This window comes from Nocardia sp. bgisy134 (assembly GCF_057708325.1).
The window spans coordinates 79,573-94,816 of sequence record NZ_JBYIRW010000022.1; the positions used below are offsets into that span (position 1 = coordinate 79,573).

At 69.8% G+C, this 15,244-nt stretch carries 13 protein-coding genes; 6 read left to right on the top strand and 7 right to left on the bottom strand.

Annotated elements, in window-relative coordinates; all coding sequences use genetic code 11:
* Nucleotides 1-4: 4 nt before the first annotated feature.
* Nucleotides 5-424 carry a DUF6223 family protein gene (locus AC3ERS_RS30945; protein WP_431971662.1) on the bottom strand — a complete coding sequence of 140 codons (420 nt, stop codon included), beginning with the start codon at nucleotides 422-424 and terminating at the stop codon, nucleotides 5-7.
* Nucleotides 425-640: 216 nt separating this feature from the next.
* On the opposite strand from AC3ERS_RS30945, the gene AC3ERS_RS30950 reads away from it, so the two are divergent.
* The 5 genes from AC3ERS_RS30950 to AC3ERS_RS30970 all read left to right on the top strand — a co-directional run bounded on the left by AC3ERS_RS30950 (nucleotide 641) and on the right by AC3ERS_RS30970 (nucleotide 5,940).
* Entirely contained in the window at nucleotides 641-1,747 is a 1,107-nt protein-coding gene (locus AC3ERS_RS30950; RefSeq protein WP_431971663.1) for a sensor histidine kinase, read from the top strand.
* A complete protein-coding gene (locus AC3ERS_RS30955) occupies nucleotides 1,744-2,406 on the top strand; it encodes a response regulator (RefSeq protein WP_431971664.1) in 663 nt (220 codons plus the stop codon). The genes AC3ERS_RS30950 and AC3ERS_RS30955 overlap by 4 nt, the downstream gene beginning before the upstream one ends.
* 106 nt (nucleotides 2,407-2,512) lie before the next feature.
* Nucleotides 2,513-2,719, top strand: coding sequence for a hypothetical protein (locus AC3ERS_RS30960; protein WP_431971665.1), 207 nt, complete (start codon nucleotides 2,513-2,515; stop codon nucleotides 2,717-2,719).
* A gap of 268 nt (nucleotides 2,720-2,987) precedes the next feature.
* Nucleotides 2,988-4,490, top strand: a complete 1,503-nt coding sequence (locus AC3ERS_RS30965) for a sulfatase family protein (protein ID WP_431971666.1) — start codon at nucleotides 2,988-2,990, stop codon at nucleotides 4,488-4,490.
* A gap of 226 nt (nucleotides 4,491-4,716) precedes the next feature.
* Nucleotides 4,717-5,940, top strand: coding sequence for an oxygenase MpaB family protein (locus AC3ERS_RS30970; RefSeq protein ID WP_431971667.1), 1,224 nt, complete (start codon nucleotides 4,717-4,719; stop codon nucleotides 5,938-5,940).
* Nucleotides 5,941-6,218: 278 nt separating this feature from the next.
* Here AC3ERS_RS30970 and AC3ERS_RS30975 read toward each other — a convergent pair whose 3' ends face one another.
* The 3 genes from AC3ERS_RS30975 to AC3ERS_RS30985 form a co-directional block, all read right to left on the bottom strand.
* A complete protein-coding gene (locus AC3ERS_RS30975; RefSeq protein ID WP_431971721.1) occupies nucleotides 6,219-7,205 on the bottom strand; it encodes an esterase/lipase family protein in 987 nt (328 codons plus the stop codon).
* Nucleotides 7,206-7,325: 120 nt separating this feature from the next.
* A complete protein-coding gene (locus AC3ERS_RS30980; RefSeq protein ID WP_431971722.1) occupies nucleotides 7,326-7,988 on the bottom strand; it encodes a PadR family transcriptional regulator in 663 nt (220 codons plus the stop codon).
* Between the two features lie 156 nt (nucleotides 7,989-8,144).
* Nucleotides 8,145-8,711, bottom strand: coding sequence for a TetR/AcrR family transcriptional regulator (locus AC3ERS_RS30985; RefSeq protein ID WP_431971668.1), 567 nt, complete (start codon nucleotides 8,709-8,711; stop codon nucleotides 8,145-8,147).
* Between the two features lie 72 nt (nucleotides 8,712-8,783).
* Between AC3ERS_RS30985 and AC3ERS_RS30990 the strand changes: the two genes are divergently transcribed.
* Nucleotides 8,784-9,629: an NAD(P)H-binding protein gene (locus AC3ERS_RS30990; RefSeq protein ID WP_431971669.1), complete on the top strand. Its 846-nt coding sequence runs from the start codon at nucleotides 8,784-8,786 to the stop codon at nucleotides 9,627-9,629.
* A gap of 92 nt (nucleotides 9,630-9,721) precedes the next feature.
* On the opposite strand, the gene AC3ERS_RS30995 is transcribed toward AC3ERS_RS30990, so the two are convergent.
* From AC3ERS_RS30995 to coaBC, 3 genes are all read right to left on the bottom strand, one after another.
* Entirely contained in the window at nucleotides 9,722-12,403 is a 2,682-nt protein-coding gene (locus tag AC3ERS_RS30995; protein WP_431971670.1) for a primosomal protein N', read from the bottom strand.
* A 66-nt stretch (nucleotides 12,404-12,469) separates the two neighbouring features.
* Complete coding sequence (metK, locus tag AC3ERS_RS31000) at nucleotides 12,470-13,681, bottom strand: methionine adenosyltransferase (RefSeq protein ID WP_431971671.1); 1,212 nt, start codon at nucleotides 13,679-13,681, stop codon at nucleotides 12,470-12,472.
* A gap of 278 nt (nucleotides 13,682-13,959) precedes the next feature.
* Complete coding sequence (coaBC, locus tag AC3ERS_RS31005; RefSeq protein WP_431971672.1) at nucleotides 13,960-15,189, bottom strand: bifunctional phosphopantothenoylcysteine decarboxylase/phosphopantothenate--cysteine ligase CoaBC; 1,230 nt, start codon at nucleotides 15,187-15,189, stop codon at nucleotides 13,960-13,962.
* Nucleotides 15,190-15,244: the final 55 nt, after the last annotated feature.

Consider the following 15,244-nt stretch of genomic DNA (forward strand, 5'->3'; position numbering starts at 1 on the left):
CGTGTCAGTCCGCGCGGCGGGCACGGGCCAGACCCACCCCACCGAGGACGGTCGCGATCAGACCCACCACCAGCGCCACGATGGCGCCGCCCAAACCGTTGCCGGTGCCGATCCCCCCGTCGGACGTGGCCACCACCACCCCGCCGAGGCCCACGCCGATCAGTCCCGCCACCAGCGCGACGCCTGCCCCGAGCCTCCCGTTGCTCGCGCCGAGACGGCCCGCCCGGCGAGCCAGGACCATCCCACCGACGACCACGCCGGTCAATCCCGCCAGCGCGGCCACGATGGCGCCGAGTCGCCCAGCGCTCAGGTCGCCGAAACCGGCGGCCGACTGAACCGAGAGGTGCGAGGTCGCCGGTGTGGCCAGCGCGAAGCCTTCGCGCAGGGCGACCGCCGCGGCGGCGGGCAAGTGAGGGAGGGACACGAGGTTCTCCTTGGTCGTTCGGCTGAATGTCGTTCGATCATCTCCGGCCGAGCCGTCGCCGATCATCGTGCGGGCGTGGGCAATTCGCGCTGTCACAGCGGCGGTAGCCGACTGCCGCGGACGCGGTAGCAGCCGCGAAAGTACTGCGTACGCAGCAGACGATTGATCCTCCGTGTGCCGGAGTCGCCCGCGCGAATATCCGGCTAGGGTGCACGCATGAGCAGCCGATGGATCGGAGACTGGGCGATCGCCGTCGGCGTGGCGGCGATCCTGTTGGTCACCGGGCTGTCCAAACAGCACTCCCCCACGGATCTCGACCCGCTGGGCTACACCTTGTTGACGAGCGGCGGACTGGCGCTGGCCGCCCGCCGCCGGGCTCCGGTCGCCGTGCTCATCGTGACCGGGTTGTGCGCGCTGGGTTACCAAGCCGTCGGTTTCGACGTGCCCGCCGTCGCGTTCTTGTTCGCGGTGTACGCCGCGGTGCGGGCGGGGTACCGGACGATCACGGTGGCGGCGTCGGTGACCCTGCTGGCCGCTCTCCCGCTCGCCGCGCTGGCCTCGCTGCACGATACAGGTGAGGCGTTCGCGCGAGCCAGGGATGCCCTCGAGCTGGCCTGGTTGATCGCGGCGGGCGCCGCGGGCGAAGCGCTGCGGCAAGCGGAGCGGCGGGCGGACGAAGCCGAGCGCACCAGGGAGGAGACCGCGCGGCGCCGCGCCGACGAGGAGCGCCTGCACATCGCCAGGGAGCTGCACGATTCGCTCACCCACCAGATCTCGGTCATCAAGGTGCAGTCCGAGGCCGCCGTCCACGTCGCTCGCAAACGGGGCGAAGAGGTACCCGAGGCCCTGCTCGCGATCCGGGAGGCAGGCCGGGAAGCGGCCAGGGAACTGCGAGCGACGCTCGAGGCGCTGCGAGACGACGGCAAGAGCCCGCCGCAGGGGCTCGATCACCTCCCGGATCTGGTGGAACGGGCCCGGACGACCGGCCTCGACGCGACGCTGACGATCGAAGGGGAACGCCAGGATCTCCCGGCCGCGGTGGACCGGACCGTGTATCGGATCGTTCAGGAGTCGCTGACCAACATCACCCGGCACGCCGCCGCCTCCAACGCGTCGGTCCGAATCGATTACCGCCCCGACACTGTGGTCGTGCGAGTCGACGACGACGGCACGGCGACATCGGACACCGCGCCGCCGCACGGCGTCGGATTGCTGGGGATGCACGAACGCGTCACCGCGCTGGGCGGTCGGCTGCGGGCGGCTCCGCGCGGCGCGGGCGGCTTCTCGGTCCGAGCCGAACTTCCTGTGGAGCGGACGCTGTGATCCGCGTGCTGCTGGTCGACGATCAGCCGCTCATCCGCAGCGGATTCCGCGCGTTGCTCGACCTCGAGGACGACATCGAGGTGGTGGCCGAGGCCGCCGACGGCGCCGAGGGTTTGGCGCTGGCCAGGGAACACCTTCCCGACATCGCGCTCATCGACATCCAAATGCCCGGCCTCGACGGCATCGAGACGACCCGCCGCATCGCCGCGGACCCGCGCCTGGCCTGCGTGCACGTCGTCATCCTGACGAACTACGGCTTGGACGAGTACGTCTTCCACGCATTGCGCGCGGGCGCGGCCGGATTCCTCGTCAAGGACATCGAGCCGGAAGACTTCCTGCACTCCGTCCGCGTCGCCGCCCGCGGCGACGCGCTGCTCGCACCGTCGATCACTCGCAGGCTGATCGACCGGTACGTCACCCAGCCGTTCGCCGGCGCCGTCGGCAAAGCGTTGGAAGAACTGACCAACCGCGAACGCGAGGCCGTGACGCTGGTCGCGCAGGGCTTGTCCAACGAGGAGATCGCCGACCGCATGGTGATCAGCCCACTGACCGCGAAAACCCATGTCAACCGGGCCATGACCAAGCTCGCCGCCCGCGACCGGGCCCAACTCGTCGTTCTCGCCTACGAATCCGGCCTGGTAGCCCCGCGACGCTCGTGACCTCCCGCGCCACATGGTTCTCGCCGAACTCCGGCGGCTTTCCTCGCAGGTGCGGGTAGATGCGCATCGCCGGGAAAGAGCGCAGAATGGACACAGAAAGGTCGTCATGCGAGCGCTAACTGGCCTGCTCAACTTCGTGGTGGGACTCGTGACGGCCGTGCTCGGCACGGTAGTCGGATTGCTCGCGGCCGTGGTGTGGCTCCTCGGCGCGGTGTTGTGCGCGACGATCCTCCTGATTCCGCTGGGGCTTCCCGTCATCAGGCTCGGCAGCCGCCTGTTCGGCCTGGCCCGGCAGCTGATGCATCTCCCCTGACGCACCTCCCAGACGTCCTCAGCGCGGCCCGCAAGTACAGCTCGACCGGGCGGCGGGCTACGCCGCGGTAGAGCTTCCCCACCCTGTATCGAATGACGATGCTGGCCGACCGATGAGCTGCGCCAACAGATTCGAGCGATTCCCCTCACGTTCGTCTCGGCTGTCGGCGCGCACATTCGGGATTTCGACGCGCGCTCTTGACTGACACTTCGTTCGTATATGACGATACCGTCAGTCACATGGCCGATGAGGAGAGGTTTCGTCACACATGCCCGAAGAACCGAAACTCGGCCGTCGCGAGGTGCTGGCCATGATGGCGGCCGTTCCGGCGCTGCCCGTCCTGGCCTCCGCAGCCCCGAGCGCGGGCGCGGCACCCAGGTCCCGGCGGCCGAACATTCTGGTCGTCATGACCGACCAGGAACGCGCGGATGTCACTCTGCCATCGGGGTTCACGCTGCCCGCCCGCGCCCGGATCGCAGCGGCGGGAGTGCGTTTCACCATGCACCACACACCGACCGCTCCGTGCTCGCCCGCCCGGTCGACGTTCTTCACCGGGCGACAGGCGCCGGTCACCGGCATGCTCGACAACGTGCGCGGCAGTGAGCCGATGGGGGCGCTGCTCGGCGCGATGCAGGCATTCAGCCCCGATCTCGACACCACCGTCCCTACGCTCGGTACGGTCCTGCGCCAGGCCGGGTATCGCACCGCCTACATCGGCAAGTGGCATCTGTCCGACCCGGTCGGCCCAGGGATCACGGCGCTGTCGCCGTACGGGTTCGACGAGGCGCTCGACATCCTGTCCGGCGGCGGACCGAACGAGGGTCTCCACGAGGACCCCGGCGTCATCGATCACGCGACGGAATGGCTGCGTCGCCGCGGCGCCGACTCCGAGCCGTGGCTGTGCGTGGTCAGCATGGTCAATCCGCACGACATGATGTTCTGCCCCCGCTTCTACCGGCTCGAAGACGTCCCCGACCACGGCGCCGACGTCCCGCCGAACTTCGAATCCGACCTGTCGTCCAAACCACGGGTGCAAACCGCTTGGCGCACCGCCAATTCCGTGGTCGGCGGCGCGATGCCCGACACCGTGACCTCCCCGCTGGGCGAGCGGCAGTGGCGACAGTGGGGCAACTGGTACCTCGAACTGCTGCACCGCACCGACGATCTCATCGACAGGGTACTGACCGCCCTCGACGACAGTGGCGCCGCTGCCGACACCGTCGTGGTCCGGGTCGCCGATCACGGCGAACTCGGTGGCGCACACGGACTCCGGCAGAAGGGCGCCATGATCTACCGAGAGAACAATCGCGTCCCGCTGGTGATCGCCGACCCGCGCAACCCCGGCACACATGGGACGACCGCCAACGGCTTGACCTCCCATATCGATCTGGTGCCCACCCTCGCCGCGCTCGCCGGAGCGAACCCCGCGACACTCGGCCCCGTCGCGGGCCGCGACCTCACACCACTACTGACCGATCCCACCCGAACGGTTCGCGACGCGATCCTGCTGACCTCCGACGCCAAATCCAGCGGCGGCCTCCCGCCGGGCGTGAACTACTGCCTGCGCGGCGCGATCACCTCGCGATACAGCTTCGCCCGATACTCCACGCCGGAGACCATCTCCAGCCCGCACGCGGACTTCGAATACGAACTCTACGACCGCCAGGACGACCCCCTGGAACTGCACAACCTCGCCAACGAGGGCGGCGCGCGGAATCTCGTCTCGGAGCTCGACGACCTCGTGGATTCCCTTGCCGCCCAGGAGCTGTGACGCCTGATCCTGCTTTCCGAACCGGAGCCTCAGCCGTTGGTCAGGGTGCGGGCGGAGGAGAAGCATGCGGTCCCAGTGGCGCTGTAGTGCGGACTCGCTACGCCACTCTTTGGCAAGGACTATTGCCAAAAACTTAGTTCTGGTAGAGGATCTTGCCAGAAGCGGCGGGTGCGGCGCACCGCCCCGATCGCGAAGTGCTGGCATCACCTCGAAGGAGAGAGTGACCATGGAATCGACGATCCCGAGTCGACACCCGGCCGCACCGCAGGCTGTCCCCGGCCCGGGTTTGGGGCTGGTCACGCGGGTGCTGGGCCTGCGGAAGCCGACCCCGGTCCAGTTCCGCGAGCTGGGGGAAGCGCTGAATGTCGGTGACCGGCCGATGGACGAGCTGGTGGACTGGATGTATCGCGAAGGGATGACGACTACTCGGCCGCTGTTCGAGCGCGCACTCCGCGAAGGGATCGCGGCGGTTTCCGAGGCGCCCGGCCCGCTACGCGAGTTCTTCGACTACCTCGAGGCCGTGCCGGACTGGGTGGACTGGGACAAGATCCGCCGCGCAGAACGTGTGTTCAGTATCGGCGGCCGCGACGGGCTCTACGTCGCGCGCGACATGTCTTTCCTCGGCGGATACCTGGCCTCGGGATTCAACAAAACCCTCCTTCGCACAGGGGCTTTGGAGAAGGGGCCTGCCAAGCGTTTCGCCGAGACGACGCAATGGGCGATGGATGTCACCTCCGCCGACGGCATGTTGCCGCTGGGACTCGGTTATCGCTCCACGGTGCACGTGCGGATGATCCACTCGATGGTCCGCCGCCACGTCGCGGCACTGCCGGACTGGCGCGGCGAAGAATGGGGACTGCCGATCAACCAGACCGACATGGCAGCCACCCTGGTCGGCGCCTTGATCGCGCCCATGGTGGGAGCCATGGGCATGGGGTGGCTGGTCACGCCACGCGACGCCGACGCCGCGGCGCACTTCACCCGCTATGTCGGATGGGTGATGGGGGTGGAAGAACGCTTCCTGCCCAAGGACTTCCGGGACAGCGTCCGCATCCTGTATCACACGATGACCGCGATCACGAACCCCGACGAGACCTCGCCCCAGCTGGCGCTGCCGATGCGCGACGAACCACTGGGCTGGCACTACCGCCACCTCGCCGGACTACGCCGGCGCATCGCACGCTCCCAGCACCTGTCGATCGCGACCATGTTCCTGGGTCCGCCCGCGATGAGAAAACTGGGTCTGCCCGCCTACACCCCGCCGTGGTATCCCTTGCTGCGCCTGCCGTTCAATCTCGCCCGGTCGATATCGACGTGGATCGCGCCCGGACGATTCGAACGGGCCGCCGCACGAGGTCGCGCAGAGCAGCTGGCGTTCATCCGCACCCTGACCGGCGCGGACACCGCGGTCATCGGTGACTCCGCCCAGCACATCGGACACGCCGCTTAGACCACCCCGCGCCCGCGCGCCGGGATCCTCGCCGCCCTGCGGCACACGCACCCGATTTCAGCGATCGATCGAAACTGCAACGGCCGCAGGAAGTTCGGCGATGCGGTCGCCCGCTCACCGAGCCGAGCAGCACAGCCACGACGACACGAAAATCCCAGCACCGACCGAAGGCGCAAGGCCGCCAGTCGTCACTGCGCGGTGGTCGACCGAGCGGCGGGGCGGCGGGTCCGAACCCATCCGCCCCGCGTCATCCACCGGCGCGTGGCCGCGGCCGACGATCAGGAATTGCCCGCGATGATCACCTGCGGGATGCCGGTGCCGAGCGCGACAGGCTCGCAGGTCGGCGCGGGAGCGTGCGCGGGGTCGAGCGCCCGCAGCACCAACTCCTGCACGAACGGGTCGTAGACCATGTGGAAGTGGCCGGTGAGGTTGTCCGGACACAGGTCCTGCACGACGATGTTCTCCGCGCCCGCCCCGCGCAGCGCGATATTGCTGAACGGCTGGATCATCTCGTCGACCCGGCTGCCGATGGTCACGTAGCGCATACCGGGGACGGTGTCACCGCCCGCGTTGAGCTCGAGCATGATCGGCGAGCCTTGCGCCTGCTGCACCGCCGCGGTCGAGGTGACTTTGGCGAACACCTCCAGCGCACCCGGAATCACCTGCGCCACCGGCACCAGCCCGTACATCACCCCGCCGTAGGTCGGCGAGGCCACGCCGACCCAGTTGCCCACCTTCGCCGCCCCGCCCAGCTTGTTGGTGTAGTACCGCGTCACGTTGGCGCCCTGGGAGAATCCGACGAGATCCACCTCCGCCGCGCCGGTCGAGTCGAGCACGAGGTCGACGAATTGGCCGACTTGATAGGCGCTGGCGCGCAGGTCCTCGGTGCCGTAGGTGTCCGCACCCGGCGCGCCGCCGTAGTTGAGCGCGAAGACGCAGAATCCCGCCGCCACCAGCTGGGGTCCGATGGCCGACCAATCGGAATAGGCGGTGGAGTCGGTGCCGTGCGCGAGCACCACCGGACGGGGGTGGGCGGCCGTGGGACGGCAGCCGAAATCGTTGGTGCCCATCGGCGTAGCGTTCTTGTGGCCCTTCAGATACCGGGCCGCGGCGAGGTGGTCGGGCTGCGGCGGCGCGCCCTCGGTCGGCACGTCCGGCGGCCGGACGACGAGCGGTTCGGCGATGGCGGCCGGATCGGCCGCGGCGGTTGTCAGACCGCCCGCGCCCGAACCGACCAACGCCCCCGCGGCCAGCGCACACGCCATGACGACGCGACCCCACTGTGATCTACCCCAACCCCACAAACCAATTGGCTGTTCCATATCACAATGATCTACCCCATTTGCTCGAAAATCGCACGCCCACGGGCTGTTTCGTGATCATTACTATTCGGTAGCGTCATCCTCGGCGAGAACGCGGTAGAGCGAACGACGAGTTTCCTTGAGGATCTCCGCCGCCTTCGCCGCCTGCTCGGGGGTGCCCGCCGCGGCCACCTGGGCGACCGCGCCCATCACCTGACCGACCAGACCGCGCAGGTCGATGGCCTGTGCGCCGACGTCCGCCTTGACCTCGGCCCAGGGATCGCCGAGTTCCTCGCGGTGCTCGGTGACGTATTCGGTGCCCGTGTCGGTCAGCTTGGCGGTCTTGCGCCCGGCAACCTTCTCGATGAGCACCAGGCCCTCGTCCTCCAACTGCGCCAGCGCGGGGTAGATCGATCCGGGGCTGGGCCGCCAGATGTCGTCGCTGCGCTCGCGGATCTGCTGGATCAGTTCGTAGCCGTGCATCGGCCGCTCGGTGAGCAGCAGCAGCACGGCGGCGCGCACGTCGCCGCGCCGACCACGGCCACCGCGGCCGCGCCCGCGTCCGAAGTGCGGACCGTAGCCGGGCCCGAAGCCAGGGCCGAAGCCAGGCCCGAACTCGGGACCGAAGCCGTGCCTGCCGCCGCGACGATGCTGCCGACGGTCGGGGCCGAACTCCCCCCGACCCGGCTTGCGCCAGCGGCCGCCGCGTCCGAAATCTCCGTTGTGCATGTTCTCGATGTTCTCCATGAAAGCCTCCTCGGGCTCTTGTGTTCGTTTCACAGTATCGACGATATATCGACAATGCATCGAACGCAAGGGTGCTCTCCGGCATTCCCACCCCGAGAAACGACTCGGGCGCGCCCGGCACCACGCGGTGCACGGACGCGCCCGGCGCGCGCGTCGCTACAGCGAATCGATCCAGCCCTGGAGCCGCTTCCCTTCTGCCGTCATCAGCTCCGGATCGCGAAAGGCATTGGTCAGCAGGGAGATTCCCTGATAGGAGGCGATGAGCGCCACCGCGAGCTCGCGCGCGTCGGAGCGACCGATTTCCGCGAACTGCCGCTCGGCCCAGTCCAGCAGCGTCCGCATCACCTCGGCCGCCCGCCCGTCCAGCGGGTCGGGACGCTTGTGCAACTCGGCGGTCAGGGAGCCGAAAGGACAGCCGTATCGGACGGCCATCTCCCGCTCGTCGACCCAGCCCTGAATCAGCACCTTCAGCCGCTCCCGAGGCGTCGGCAGCTCATCCAAGCCTGCGATCAGCTCGTCGAGCCCGCGCGCGTGCGCGCCGATGGCGGCTTCGAGCAGCTGATCCTTGGTCTTGAAGTAGTAGTACACATTGCCCACCGGCACCTCGGCGGTGTGCGCGATGTCGGCGATGGTGGTCTTCTCGATGCCCCGCTCGTAGAACTCGCGCACCGCCGCCTCGACCAGCCGCTCGCGCTTGCCCGCCTTCTCGACTGAGTTAGTCACACAACTGACTATAGACAGCCGGGGAATCCTCGGCTACGTTCGTTTTAGTCAGCCAACTAACTAGGAGTGCACATGATCGTGGTGACCGGGGCGACCGGCAATATCGGACGCTCGCTCGTACCGCTGCTCGCGGCGGCGGGCGCCCAGGTGACGGCCGTCTCGCGCGGCATCGGCGACGTCGCGCTGCCCGAAGGAGTCCGCCGTGTCGCGGGCGATCTCGGCGATCCCGCGAGCCTCTCCCCCGCCCTCGCGGGCGCCGAGGCGCTGTTCCTGCTGATCACCGGCGAGCAACTGATCGCGGGACCGGAACCGGAGGAAGTCCTCGGCGTCGTCGCGGCCGCAGAAGTGCGGCGGGTGGTCTTCGTGTCCTCGCTCGGCACGCAGACCCGGCCGGAAGCCGCAGGCTACGACCGAATTCGCGCCTACGAGAACGCGATTCGCGCCTCGGACGTGGAATGGACCATCCTGCGGCCGGGCGGCTTCTTCAGCAACACCTACGCGTGGGCCGAATCGGTGCGGGCCGAGAGTGTCGTCGCCGCGCCGTTCGGATCGGTCGGACTGCCATCGGTGGACCCGGCCGATATCGCGGCCGTCGCCGCCGCGGCGCTGCGCGATGACGGGCACGCCGGCCGGATCTACACCCTGACCGGACCCGCGCTCAGCACCCCGCGCGAGCAGGCCACGGCACTCGGCGCGGCGCTCGGAACCGAGGTTCGCTTCGTCGAGCTCACCCCCGCGCAAGCCCGCGAGGGCATGCTGCGCTTCATGCCGGAAGCGGTGGCCGACCACACGCTGGAGATTCTGGGCGCGCCCACGCCCGGCGAGCTGCTGATCAGCCCGGACATCGAGGAAGTGCTCGGCCGACCGGCGGGCACGTACGCCGAATGGGCCGAACGGAATCGGGCCGTCTTCGTCTGAGGGCATCCTGCGGGAGTCGAGTGGTGGCCGGACGACGATGTTCGGCCGCCTTCGACCGCATCTGTTCGAGGTTTCGGACGCGGCCCGTGCGATCAGCCTATGTCGATCGGGTCGATCTGGACGCGGAGCGGGGCGTCGGAGCGGTGGGTGCTGCGGACGGCCTGCGCGGCGGTGAGCGCGCGGGAGAGGGCGGCGCCGGAACGGCGGGGCACGCGCAGGAGCATGCGTTCGACCTCGGCCGGGGAGTCGCCGGAGAAGGGTTTGCGGGCGATGGCGGGCAGCGGGACCGGACCGAGCACTTCCACGTCGGCGGGGAGGTCGGCGGCGGAGAGCAGTTCGTCGATGGCATCGGAGGCGCCGTCCACCGCGGCGAGGCGGACCGCGGGCGGGAAACCGACCTCGGCGCGGGCGTCGACTTCGGCGCGGGCGTGGCCGAGCGGGTCCCAGCGCACCAGCGCCTGCACCGTCGGCAGGGACGGTTCGGCCATCACCACGACCTGCCCGTGCGGGCGCACCAACGCGGCGGCCGACATCCAGCGCCGTAGCGCGTCCTCGGCGGCGCGCAGATCGGCGCGACTCAGCAGCGCCCAGCCGTCCAGCAGCAGGGCGACGCCGTATCCGCCGCGCACCACCGGTTCCGCGCCGACGGTGGAGACGATCACCTGCGGTCCCGGTTCGACGGTGTCCAGCACCGCGCCGCCGCCGGAACCGCGGATCGGCACCCCGGGGAAGGCGCGGCCCAGTTCCTCGGCGGTGCGGACGGCGCCGATCACCACGGCACGAAGGGCGCGAGAGGCGCAGGCCGGGCAGCGGAAGGCGGTCTCGGTGATTCCGCACCAGCGACAGCTCGGGCTGTGGGCTTCGTCGCGGCCGCGGGTGTTCTCCGGGAGCGCGAGCGGGCCGTTGCAATGCCTGCACCGCGCGGGCGTGCGGCACTTCGCGCAGGCCAGCGCGGGGACATAGCCGCGGCGCGGCACCTGCACCAGCACCGCGGCGCCCTCCTTCAGCGCCGCGCGCGCGGCCGCGAACGCGACGCCGGGGATGCGGACGGCCCGCGCCACCGGATCGCGCTCCATCGCCAGATCGCTGTCGCCGGGAGCGCTGATCCGCGGCGCGGCCTTGCGCAGTACCGAGCGATCGGCGACGAGGTCGTGCGCCCACCCGGAATCGACCACCGCCTGGATCTCGGCGGTGCGGGCGAAACCGGCCGCGACGAACGCCGCCCCGGTCTCGTGCACCCGCAACATCGAGATCTCCCTGGCATGCGGGTAAGGGGCGCGGGGTTCGGCGTAGGTGTCGTCGCCGTCGTCCCAGATCGCGACGAGACCCAGATCCGCGGCGGGCGCGAACACGGCGCTGCGCGTGCCGACCACGATCCGCGCGCTCCCCCGCAACACCGCGAGCCAGCGCCGGTACCGCGCGGCGGGCCCCAGCCCTGATGTCAATCCGACGGCCGAATCCCCCACCAGCCGAACGCATTCCGCCAGCACTCGAGCCAGATCTCGCTGGTCGGGCACCATCAGGATCGCGCTGCGCCCCGCCGCGACCACGGTCGCGGCCAGCTCGGCGAGCCGCCGCGCCCAGTCTTCCCCCGGCATCGCCTGCCACGCGGCCCGCACGCCTTTGCCTTGGCCCAGCGCCGCGAGGAACGCGCCACCGTGGACGTAACGCTCCCAGGGCGCGGTGTCGAAGGACTGTTCCGAGCGCCCCGCCGCCTCGGATGTCTTCTCGGGCAGAGCATTCGGGACGGAGTCGCCACCCTCGGTAGCCAGGCTCGCGGCGGCGACGTCCTCGGTCGCACCAACCTTCGCGGCGGCGACGTCCTCGGCCGCACCAACCTTCGCGGCGGCGACGTCCTCGGCCGCACCAACCTTCGCGGCGGCGACGTCCTCGGCCGCACCAACCTTCGCGGCGGCGACGTCCTCGGCCGCACCGGCTTTCGCGGCGCCGTACTCGGCCGTGCCTTTCATCGCGGCACGGACCGCAGCCACGCCGACTACACCGGCATCCCTCGGTGTCAGGTCGCCGTCCAAGAGTTCGGTCGACATCAGCGCCGGTTCGGTCGATGCGCTGCGCTCGCTACCGATCCCGGGCGCAACGCCGGGGGGTGTCCGAGACTCGTTCTCGCCGAGGGCATCCGGCAGCTCTCCCGCGGCGGCACCGAGTGCGGTCGCCTGCTCCGAGTCGGTGGTATCAACGACCGCGTCCGGATGGTAGATCGAATCGTCTGGTACGGATCCGTTTTCGGCGATGCGTACCGGTGTGCCGTCCGCGTCGAATCCAGGCATGTTCTGCCGCACGGGTTTTGGATCGGAGGCGGGATCCGCGGGCGAATCGTTCGTCGCCTCGGCTGTGGACGACTCGTCCGGTGAGGGATCGGCGGCAGCCGTCTTCTTGGTCCCCCCATTCTCCGTCCGCGCATGCCGCGGAGGGATGGCCAGGCGCAGGACGTCAGCGCGGGTGCCCGCGTAGCGGGCGGCGATGGCGGTCGCCAGGTGCAGGATCTCGGGGGTGAGGACGCGTTCCGCGGAGACGACGCGCTCGAGTTTGACGAGTTTGCCGCCGTGCTCGCTGTGGGTGAGGCGAGCGAGGAGGTAGCCGTCGACGAGACGGCCCGCGAAGCGCACGCGCACCCGCACGCCGGGCTGGGCGATCTCGTCGAGTTCGGGGGGCACCAGGTAGTCGAAATCGCGGTCCAGGTGCGCGGGCGTCAACAGCGGAAGCACCCGCGCGATAGGTCGCGCGGGTGCTTCCGCTGTTGTCGACGGTCCCACGGACACATCATCCGCGGGGAGGGCGGATGCGTCCGCCGGGGGTCGGTTCACTCCAGCCCGGTCGGCCTACAGACCGGCGGCCGCGCGCAGCTTGTCCGCGCGGTCGGTGTGCTCCCAGGGCAGGTCGACGTCGGTGCGGCCGAAGTGACCGTAGGCCGCGGTCGGCGCGTAGATCGGGCGCAGCAGGTCCAGGTCGCGGATGATGGCGCCGGGGCGCAGGTCGAACACCTCGGTGATGGCGCTCGAGATGCGCTGCGGGTCGACCTTCTCGGTGCCGAAGGTCTCGACGAACAGACCGACCGGCGCCGCCTTACCGATGGCGTAGGCGACCTGCACCTCGACCCGGTCGGCGAGGCCCGCGGCCACCACGTTCTTGGCGACCCAGCGCATGGCGTACGCGGCCGAGCGGTCGACCTTCGACGGGTCCTTGCCGGAGAACGCGCCGCCGCCGTGCCGCGCCATGCCGCCGTAGGTGTCGACGATGATCTTGCGGCCGGTCAGGCCCGCGTCGCCCATCGGGCCGCCGAGCACGAACTTGCCGGTCGGGTTGACCAGCAGCCGGACGTCGGCGATGTCCAGGGTGGGCAGGTTCAGGTCGGCGAGCACCGAGTCGAGGACCTTCTCGCGGATATCGGGCGCGAGCAGGTTGTCCAGGTCGATGTCGGCGGCGTGCTGGGTCGAGATGACCACGGTGTCGAGCCGGACCGGCCGGTGGCCGTCGTATTCGATGGTGACCTGGGTCTTGCCGTCGGGACGCAGGTAGGGCAGCACGCCCGTCTTGCGGACCTCGGTCAGGCGGCGCGAGAGCCGGTGCGCGAGCGCGATCGGCAGCGGCATCAGCTCGGGGGTGTCGGTGTTGGCGTAGCCGAACATCAGGCCCTGGTCGCCCGCGCCCTGCTTGGCGATCTCGTCGTCTTCACCGCCGATACGCGCCTCGTGCGAGGTGTCGACGCCCTGCGCGATGTCCGGCGACTGGGCGCCGATGGCGATGTTGACGCCGCACGAGTTGCCGTCGAAACCCTTTGCGGACGAGTCGTATCCGATCTCGAGGACCTTCTCGCGGACGATGCGCGGGATATCGGCGTAGGCGGAGGTGGTGACCTCACCCGCGACGTGCACCTGACCGGTGGTGACGAGCGTCTCCACGGCGACCCGGCTGCGCGGGTCTTCCGCCAGCAACGCGTCGAGGATGGAATCGCTGATGGCGTCACAGATCTTGTCCGGATGACCCTCGGTCACGGACTCACTGGTGAATAGGCGGCTGCCAGACGTGCGCACAGTTGTTCCCTCTCCCTCAACGGGTTTCTCGTATCGGATGGCCACAGCGACAGTAATGCGATACCGCCGCCGCGCAACCCTTCATCTCAGACTATTCCAAACCTCGACGCGCCGAATCCGCCGCTTATCGCCGTCTCAGACTATCCGGAACCGCGGCGGACGCGGCACACATTCGCGCACCGCGCCGACCGCCGAGGTCCGATCCGATCGATCGGCGCGGCAACGTAATTCGATCGCGTCCAACTTACCTGGTGTGCAACAGCGGACCCAGCGCGTCCTTACCTGGTGTGCAACAGCGGACCCAGCGCGTCCAGCACCCGGCTGGCGAGCAGCGCCTTCGACCCGTGGTCGAGGGCCTGTTCGGTGCCGTCGGCGCCGAGCAGCCAGCCGTCGTTGGTGTCGACCTCGAAGGCCTTGCCCTCGCCGACCGCGTTGACCACGAGCAGGTCGCACCCCTTGCGGGCCAGCTTGGCGCGCGCGTGGGTGAGCACGTCACCGTGTTCGTCGCCGGTCTCGGCCGCGAAACCGACGATGGCGGTATCCGGCAGCTGACCGTCGCGCCGCGACTGCACCAGCCCGGCGAGGATGTCGTCGGTCTTGGTCAACGGGATGACGTCCGGTTCGCCCGCGCCCTTCTTGATCTTGGCCGCGGCCACGTTGGTCGGCCGGAAATCGGCCACCGCCGCCGCCATGATCACCGCGTCCGCGCCGACCGCGTGCTTCTCCACGGCGGTCTTGAGCTGTTCGGCGGTGGTGATGTGCACCAGGTCGACGGCCGCGGGCGCGGCCATCTCGATCGTGTTGCCCGCGATGAGCGTGACGTGCGCGCCGCGCTGCGCGGCGACCCTGGCCAGCGCGTAGCCCTGCTTGCCCGAGCTGCGGTTGCCGAGGAAACGCACCGGATCCAGCGGTTCCCTGGTTCCGCCCGCGGTGATCACCACGCGGCGGCCGACCAGATCGCGCGGGATGGCGTCGGCGCGCTCCAGGAGCAGCGAGGCCAGCCCGAAGATCTCCTCGGGCTCGGGCAGCCTGCCCGGACCGGTGTCGGTGCCGGTGAGGCGGCCCGACGCGGGCTCCATGACCGTCGCGCCGTGCCTGCGCAGCGTCTCCACATTGGCCACGGTGGCCGGATGCTCCCACATCTCGGTGTGCATCGCGGGCGCGAAGAGCACCGGACATCGCGCCGTCAGCAGCGTGGCGGTGAGCAGATCGTCGGCGCGGCCGTGCGCGGCGCGCGCGATCAGGTCGGCAGTGGCGGGGGCGATGACCACGAGGTCGGCCTCCTGCCCCAGCCGAACGTGCGGGACCTCGGGCACGTCCGTGAACACGTCGGTGTGCACCGGGTTCCCGGACAGGGCCTCGAAGGTCGCCTTGCCGACGAACTGCAGCGCCGACTCGGTGGGGATCACCCTGACCTCGTGCCCGGTCTCGGTGAAACGCCGGACGAGCGCGCAGGCCTTGTAGGCGGCGATGCCTCCGCTGACACCGACGACGATGCGTGTGGTCACTGCGCCTCCGTGGGCTCGTCCCCGGCGACGCGGGGGGTTCGATACTGCGGCATCA

Excerpts from the sequence above, each read along its gene's own strand:
- AC3ERS_RS30950 (WP_431971663.1), top strand. The coding sequence starts at position 641 with ATGAGCAGCCGATGGATCGGAGACTGGGCGATCGCCGTCGGCGTGGCG.
- AC3ERS_RS30960 (WP_431971665.1), top strand. The coding sequence starts at position 2,513 with ATGCGAGCGCTAACTGGCCTGCTCAACTTCGTGGTGGGACTCGTGACG.
- AC3ERS_RS30965 (WP_431971666.1), top strand. The coding sequence starts at position 2,988 with ATGCCCGAAGAACCGAAACTCGGCCGTCGCGAGGTGCTGGCCATGATG.
- AC3ERS_RS30970 (WP_431971667.1), top strand. The coding sequence starts at position 4,717 with ATGGAATCGACGATCCCGAGTCGACACCCGGCCGCACCGCAGGCTGTC.
- AC3ERS_RS30975 (WP_431971721.1), bottom strand. The coding sequence starts at position 7,205 with ATGGCGTGTGCGCTGGCCGCGGGGGCGTTGGTCGGTTCGGGCGCGGGC.
- AC3ERS_RS30980 (WP_431971722.1), bottom strand. The coding sequence starts at position 7,988 with ATGGAGAACATCGAGAACATGCACAACGGAGATTTCGGACGCGGCGGC.
- AC3ERS_RS30990 (WP_431971669.1), top strand. The coding sequence starts at position 8,784 with ATGATCGTGGTGACCGGGGCGACCGGCAATATCGGACGCTCGCTCGTA.